Raw genomic sequence first — 6,367 nt, forward strand, 5'->3', positions numbered from 1 at the left:
ATTTTGACTAAGAAAAGATAAGAAATTTTCTAAATTATTCTAGAATAATCCAAATTTTTCCCATCTCCTCTTATATTTCTCCAAAATTTATGTTAAAATATATATAAGTGTAAACGTTAACTTGTAGATTGATTGTAATCGTAGTATGTTACATGTTATAACTTTAGGAGTTAGGATGAGTATTTTACTTAAAAATGCAAAGATTATAGAAGAAGGAGAATACATCCTTCGTGATATTTATATAGATGGTGAAAAGATACGAGAGATCGGCGAGGGGATTGATCGAAGTGCCGATAGGGTGATTGATTGTAAGAATCTCCTTACTCTGCCTGGTGGGGTGGATGTCCACACGCATTTGTCCTTGGATTTGGGGAAGTTTATTTCGATTGATGATTTCTATACAGGAACTAGGGCGGCAAGCTTCGGAGGGACTACTTCTATAGTAGATCATATAGCCTTTGGCCCCAAGGATTCTCTTGTGGGGGAGATGATTGAGAAGTATCACAAGATGGCTGAAGGATCTGCTGTGATTGATTATTCTTTCCATGGTGCTATACAAAAGGCAAGTGACGATATCCTCGATGAGATGGGAAGGCTTTTCGATGAGGGGATTGTTTCTACTAAGATCTATACGACTTATGGAGGCAAGCTTGATGATGATAAGATGCTTAAGGTTCTTAGAAAGGCCAAGGAAACTGGTACTGTAGTTTGTGTTCATTGTGAAAACGATGGCATGATAGCAGAGCTAAGAAAAGAAGCGGAAGAGGCTAAGAATCTCGCTCCGATTTTCCACGCAAAGACTAGACCTGCTGAGGCAGAGGCTGAAGCTATTAATAGGCTTATTTACTTAAGTGAACTTGCTGGCTTTCCTAAGCTTTATATAGTCCACACTTCTTCAAAACTAGGCCTTGAAGAGATTAGAAACGCGAGAAAACGTGGGGTGAAGAACCTCTACTGCGAGACTTGCACCCAATATTTGACTTATACGGACAAGAAGTATGAGGAAGGCGGCCCAAGCGAAGGGGTTAAGTACATTTGTGCTCCTCCTCTTAGGAAAGACGAGGACGTAGAGGCCTTGTGGGAGGGAGTAGCTGATGGGACTGTTGATGTGATCGCAACTGATCATTGTCCTTTTTATTACGAAAGCGAGAAGCTTCCTTACAAGGATGATTTCTTAAATGCTCCCGGTGGGATTCCAGGAATCGAGGAGAGGATGGAAGTTGTCCTAACTGAGGGAATCCATAGGGGAATTAATCCTGGAAGGCTAGTCGACCTACTTTGTACTAATCCTAGTGAGATTTTCGGTCTTTCTTATAGGAAAGGAAGTCTCGAAATAGGTAAGGATGCGGACCTTGTAGTCTTTGATGAGAGAGCTTACACTATTAGCCAGGAAAACAGACATTCTGCTTGCGATTATACGACCTATGAGGGCTTTGAGTCTGACTTTAAGACAAAGCTTGTTATTTCTAGGGGTCAAGTGATTTTGGAAGATGATAATTACTACGGCGAGAAGGGCCGAGGGAAATTTATAGATAGGAAATTTATTTAGGTGACTTATGACAAATATATTGATAGGTGAAAGAATTAAGGATACTGATCCGATTATTGTGAAGGTAAATGGCAAAACATACGAGACCTATGAGGATAAGACTCTTCTTAGGTTCTTGCGTGATGACCTACATATCACGTCTGTAAAGGACGGTTGTTCCCAAGGAGCTTGTGGGACTTGTACTGTCCTTGTAGGAGATAGCAAGAAGCTTTCTTGTACCCAGAAGCTTTCTAAGCTTAAGGATGAGGAAATCCTTACCATAGAAGGGCTTACAGAACTTGAGAAGAAGGCCTTCGTCCATGCCTTCTCCAAGGCGGGAGCTGTCCAATGCGGTTTTTGTATACCAGGCATGGTGATGAGCGGGGCTGCTATTATTAGGAAGAATCCAAATCCTAGTAAGGATGAGATAAAGGCAGGCATCAAGCAAAATATCTGTAGATGTACAGGTTATGTCAAGATCATCGAAGGAATCAAGCTTGCTTCTGAAATCATAAATGGCAATATCGAAATTACCACCGATGACAAGGATAGGGTCAAGGTTGGAGATGAATTTATAAGAATCGATGCTCACGACAAGGTCCTAGGTATAGGCGAGTACGTCGATGATATGATCTTTGATGATATGAAGGTAGGATCTGCTATTAGGAGCAAGTACCCAAGAGCCAAAGTCCTAAAGATCGACACGACTAAGGCGGAGGCCCTTCCTGGAGTGATAGGAGTTCTTACTGCCAAGGACGTGCCAAACAACAAGGTCGGCCATATCTTCCAAGACTGGGATGTCTTCATAGAAGAGGGAGATATCACAAGATATGAGGGAGATGCTATTTGTCTTGTGGTTGCAGAAAATGATAATGTCTTAGCCGAGGCCAAAAAGCTAGTTGAAATCGAATACGAAGAGCTTGAGCCAATTTCTTCAATCGAAGAAGCGGAAGATCCAGAAGCTCCTTTCATCCACCCAACTGGCAATCTCTGCCAAGAAAGACACGTTAGTCGTGGCAATGCAGAAGAAGCCTTCAAGAAATGTAAATATATAGTAGAAGAAACTTACACGACTCCTTTTACCGAGCATGCTTTCCTTGAGCCAGAATGTGCTATCGCAGAACCAATGGGTGATGGGGTAAAGATCTATACAACAGACCAATCGGTTTACGATACTAGAAAAGAGACTCTTATAATGTTTGGATGGGAAGATCAGCCAGAAAGGGTTGTGGTAGAAAATAAGCTTATAGGCGGAGGCTTCGGAGGCAAGGAAGACGTATCTTGCCAGCACCTTGCCGCCCTTGCAGCTTACAAATTCCAAGAAAGAGTCAAGATTAAGTTCAGCCGTGACGAATCCTTGAAGTTCCACCCAAAAAGACACCCGATGGTTGGGACCTTCAAGCTAGGCTGTGACGAAGAAGGTAACTTCCTTGCTATGAAGGCTACAATCAAGATGGATACAGGGGCCTACGCTTCTCTTTGTGGGCCAGTTCTTGAGCGTGCTTGTACCCATTCCGTAGGACCATATCATTATGAAAACACTGAAATTGACGGCTATGGATATTATACAAATAATCCCCCAGCAGGAGCCTTCAGGGGCTTTGGAGTTTGCCAATCGAACTTTGCCTTCGAGAGTAATATCAATCTCTTGGCAGAAAAGGTGGGCATTTCTCCTTGGGAGATAAGATACAAAAACGCCATAAGACCTGGCGAAGTCCTTCCTAATGGACAGATCGCAGATTCTTCTACTGCTCTTGTTGAAACACTTGAAGCAGCTAAGGAAATCTTTGAAGAAAACGAAGACAGGGCTGGGATTGCTTGCGCTATGAAAAACGCTGGTGTCGGTGTTGGTCTTCCTGATAAGGGTAGGGCTAAGATTGTCGTAGAAGATGGAATTGCTACAGTGTATTGTGCGGCAAGTGATTTGGGCCAAGGAGCTCAGACAGTATTTAAGCAAATGGTCCTAGATATATTAGAACTTCGTCCAGATCAGGTTAAGATTATTCATCCAAACTCTGCCAATTCACCAGATTCCGGTACATCATCAGGATCTCGTCAGACCTTGATCTCTGGTGAAGCTATAAAGAAAGTTTCTGAAAAGCTTAAGAAGGACCTGAGAGAGGCGAGTGATATAAGTGAGCTTAATGGCAAGGAATACTTCCACGAATATTTCGATCCGACCGACCCACTGGGTTCAGAAAAGAAAAATCCTGTTAGCCACATCGCTTACGGTTTCTCAACAAATGTGGTAATATTAAATGATGACGGTACTGTTAGAAAAGTCTTTGCCGCAACAGATGCCGGCAAGGTCATAAATCCTAAGGCTATCGAAGGTCAGCTTGAGGGAGGAATAGTAATGGGCCTAGGTTACGCTCTTACAGAAAACTTCAAGCTAGATAAGTCCAAGGTCAAGGCCAAATACGGAACCCTCGGCCTATGGAGAGCGCCAATGATTCCAGAAATCGAAACTGTCTTTGTAAGTAAGCCAGACGATGAATTGCTAGACAGGGCCTTTGGAGCCAAGGGAGTAGGAGAGATTGCGACAATTCCAATAGCTCCAGCAGCTCAAGGAGCCTACTACAAGCTTGACGGAATCCTAAGACGCGATTTCCCAATGGTTGATACGGCTTATAGCAAACCAAGGAAGAAATTCGATGAATAAAATAGAAGAAATATTTGATATTCAAAAAAATGATATAATTTCAATAACAGGATCTGGGGGCAAGACGAGTCTTATGGCTTATCTTGCCCTTAGCTTGTCCAAAAAGGGCAGAGTCCTAATGACGACTTCGACCAAAATCGCTCTTCCCAAGGAGGCAACCTATCCGACTTATACTTCCATCGATTCTTATACTAACGATAAGTCAGATAGGATAGTTTGCCTGGGGGAAGAGGTCACAGGCAAGGGAAAGCTAAAAAGTGTCGGTTATGATAAGCTTAAGAAAATAATCGATGATTTTGACTATGTCCTTATTGAAGCAGACGGTTGTAGGAATCTTCCCCTCAAATTTTGGTATGATTATGAGCCTGTAATCTACGACTTTACGACAAAAGTTATAGGGATTTTTCCTATCAAGATTATGGGTTGTGAAGTCAAGGATGATTTTACTTATAATTATCAAGGCTTTTCAAAAAATATTGGGACTGGTATCATAGATTCTAAGATGATAAGAAAATTAATCGCTTATGAAAAGGGTTTTTACAAGGGATTTGATGGAAATAAATATCTTTTCATTAACCAAGTAGAAAGCGATAGGGACTTTGTAAATGTCCGCAAGCTTAGGGAAGATTTTGATTTTCCTGATATCAAATTATCCTATGGATCAATTAAGGAGGGAAAGTTTTATGAAAATTAATGCAATACTTATGGCCTCAGGCCTATCCCAAAGGATGGGAGAAAACAAACTGATGCTTGAATTTAAGGGCAAAAAAATCTACGAGCATACCCTAGACCTCTTGGACGAAGTGGGTTTTGATGAAGTCATAGTTGCTTCTTCCTATAAGGAAATTCTAGAAGATGCTAGGGCTAGGGGCTTTGTGGCGGTTGAAAATACTGACAATGAGATTGGGAAATCTTCATCAATCAAGCTTGGAGTAAGCAAAAGCGATGAGGATGCTAACATGATGTTTTTTGTGGCAGACCAGCCCCTTCTTAGGAAAGAAACTTGCGAGAAATTAATCGAATCCTTCAAGGAAAATAAACTCATGACCTATCCAGTAGTAGGAATGAGAAGGGGAGCTCCAGTAATCTTTCCAGCTAGTTTCAGGGAAAAGCTCCTAAGTCTTGAAGCAGACCAAGGAGGAATGATCTTTGCCAAAGACGGGAATACCAACAAGGTCCCAATAGAAAATGAAGACGAACTATTAGATATAGACACCATAGAAGCCTATGAGAAGTTAAGGCGTGACCATGAATAAGAAGCTCGTAATAGTAAGGGGCGGAGGAGATGTCGCAACTGGGACTATCCAGAAGCTAAAAAGAGTTGGTTTTGACGTCTTGGTCCTAGAAATCGAAAGACCGACTTGTATAAGAAGAAATGTCGCGGTGGCCCAGGCAATCTTTGAGGGAGAAATTCAAATCGAAGATATAGAGGCAATTTACTGTGAAGATAGGTCTGAAATAGAAAAAGCTTTTGCAGAGGATAAGATTGCTGTGACAGTCGACCCTGATGGAAGATTCATAGAAGAAATGAAGCCGATTTGCGTGATAGATGGGATTCTCGCCAAGAAAAACCTAGGCACCAAGAAGGACATGGCTCCCATAACCATAGGACTTGGACCTGGCTTTGTGGCAGGGGAAGACGTAGATTTGGTAATAGAAACCAACAGGGGCCATGATTTGGGCAGATTAATCTTTGAAGGTCCTGCCGCCAAAAACACTGGCAATCCTGGCAATATCAACGGATTTACTACAGAAAGAATCCTTAGGTCAAGTGCAGATGGTAAGCTTCATATCCTAAAGGATTTAGGATCAGTCGTAAAAAAGGGCGAGCCTGTTGCTATAGTAGATGGAAAGGAAATCTACGCAGGTCTTGACGGAATGGTTCGTGGTATGATCAATGAAGGAATCCAAGTGACTAAGGGGATGAAGGTCGGAGATGTCGACCCAAGAGTGATTCCTCGTAATGTGGGGACGATTTCTGATAAAGCTAGGCTAATCGGTGGAGGGAGTCTCGAGGGACTTCTCATAATGAAAAGAAGGAAGGGGCTATGAAGGCAGATATTTTAGAGAAAATTTACGAAGAAAACCAAAAGGGAAGGGATGCAGCCCTGGTATTTTTGATAGAAAACAAGGGCTCTACTCCTGGAGAAGATAATTCCCTGATGGCTGTTACATCA

Annotated in this window: 5 protein-coding genes; all 5 read left to right on the top strand. The window is 42.1% G+C overall.

Going from position 1 to position 6,367, the window contains the following annotated elements; translation table 11 throughout:
- Window positions 1-175: 175 nt before the first annotated feature.
- Genes hydA through yqeB form a run of 5 tightly spaced genes read left to right on the top strand, consistent with a single transcriptional unit; the run spans window position 176 to window position 6,242 of the window.
- A complete protein-coding gene (gene hydA, locus MRZ08_RS07330) occupies window positions 176-1,549 on the top strand; it encodes a dihydropyrimidinase (RefSeq protein WP_297381176.1) in 1,374 nt (457 codons plus the stop codon).
- Between the two features lie 7 nt (window positions 1,550-1,556).
- Window positions 1,557-4,190, top strand: a complete 2,634-nt coding sequence (gene xdh, locus MRZ08_RS07335; RefSeq protein WP_297381178.1) for a selenium-dependent xanthine dehydrogenase — start codon at window positions 1,557-1,559, stop codon at window positions 4,188-4,190.
- On the top strand, window positions 4,183-4,884 hold the full coding sequence (yqeC, locus tag MRZ08_RS07340; RefSeq protein ID WP_297381179.1) for a selenium cofactor biosynthesis protein YqeC: 702 nt from the start codon (window positions 4,183-4,185) through the stop codon (window positions 4,882-4,884). Before xdh ends, yqeC begins: the two co-directional genes overlap by 8 nt.
- A complete protein-coding gene (locus MRZ08_RS07345; RefSeq protein WP_297381182.1) occupies window positions 4,874-5,446 on the top strand; it encodes a nucleotidyltransferase family protein in 573 nt (190 codons plus the stop codon). Before yqeC ends, MRZ08_RS07345 begins: the two co-directional genes overlap by 11 nt.
- Window positions 5,439-6,242: a selenium-dependent molybdenum cofactor biosynthesis protein YqeB gene (gene yqeB / locus MRZ08_RS07350; protein WP_297381186.1), complete on the top strand. Its 804-nt coding sequence runs from the start codon at window positions 5,439-5,441 to the stop codon at window positions 6,240-6,242. The genes MRZ08_RS07345 and yqeB overlap by 8 nt, the downstream gene beginning before the upstream one ends.
- The last annotated feature ends 125 nt before the right edge of the window (window positions 6,243-6,367 follow it).

The organism is Anaerococcus sp. (assembly GCF_022770135.1).
Lineage (GTDB): Bacteria > Bacillota > Clostridia > Tissierellales > Peptoniphilaceae > Anaerococcus.